Here is a 1,296-nt window from a genome sequence, read left to right as displayed (position 1 = left end):
AAGGAACGCGCACCAAGAGAAACCTCACCCGTCCCTACTCCCTCCGGGAACCCTGTGGGAACGACCTCAAAATCAGTTATAATCTTATCAGCAAGCTATCCAAGCGATAATGTTCAAGGCATACAAATACCGCATCTATCCAACCCACGAACAACAAGCAGCCTTAGCCAAGAGCTTTGGTTGTTGTCGTTGGTATTGGAACTATGGGTTAAATTTGTGCCAAGAAACTTATCAAGCAACAGGAAAAGGATTATCAAGAAGTTATATTCAAGGATTATTGCCTAACCTAAAAAAGGAACATCCTTGGCTCAAAGAAGATGTCTATTCCCAATGCTTGCAAGTCGTGGCTTTGAACTTATCAACAGCTTACCGAAACTTCTTCGAGAAACGGGCCAAATTACCCCGATTCAAATCCAAGCATGGCAGACAATCAATCAGTTACCCTCAGAATGTTAAGTTTGAGGGAGATTGTATCAAACTGCCCAAAATTGGGTTACTACATTGTCGTCAGCATCGAAGTTTTGAAGGAAAAATCAAAACGGTAACCATCTCCAAAAATCCAGATGGGAAATATTATGCTTCTGTCTTAGTTGAAGAATCAAAAGAACCTCCTTCTCTCTCAACTGAAGGTAAAGCCATTGGAATTGATTTGGGATTAACGGATTTTGCCATTACCAGTGAAGGCTCAAAATATAACAATCCCAAGCATTTCCATAAACACGCGCAGAACCTAAAACGAAAGCAACAAAAACACGCTCGTAAGAGTAAAGGCAGTAATAACCGCAATAAATCACGGGTAAAAGTTGCCAAAGTTCACGCCAAAATCAGTCGCTGTCGTGAAGATTTTCTCCACAAACTATCCCGTAAGATAGTGAACGAAAACCAAGTGATTGTGGTGGAAAATCTCAATGTTAAAGGCATGGTTCGCAATCACAAACTCGCGAAAGCGATTAGTGATGTAGGTTGGGGAATGTTTTGTACGATGTTAAAGTACAAAGCTGAATCAGAAGGGAAAGTTTATCTAGAAGTGGATAGATTTTTCCCTTCTTCTAAAACCTGCCATGTCTGCCTCAATCAAGTGGAGAGTTTACCCCTTGATATTAGAAATTGGACTTGCGAACATTGTCAAACTCATCACGACAGGGATATTAACGCCGCCATTAACATCAAAAATGAAGGCTTACGGATACTTCGACTGCGTTCAACACAAGTATTAGAGTTAGGAACTAGCTCTACTGCCCTGGGAGGGGATATAAGACGAGGTGGTAGAACTTCGGTTCTGTCTAGCGCGATCCC

General features: G+C 41.6%; 1 protein-coding gene. It reads left to right on the top strand.

What is annotated here, in order from left to right:
• Nucleotides 1-109: 109 nt before the first annotated feature.
• Nucleotides 110-1,296, top strand: a 1,187-nt coding sequence (tnpB, locus tag VB714_RS07330) for an IS200/IS605 family element RNA-guided endonuclease TnpB (RefSeq protein ID WP_323222621.1), incomplete at its 3' end; no start/stop codon positions are given.

The organism is Spirulina sp. 06S082 (assembly GCF_034932145.1).
Classification (GTDB): Bacteria; Cyanobacteriota; Cyanobacteriia; order Cyanobacteriales; family Spirulinaceae; genus CCY15215.
Note: the sequence above shows the minus strand (reverse complement) of the source record. Positions and strands in the feature narration are given on the sequence as shown.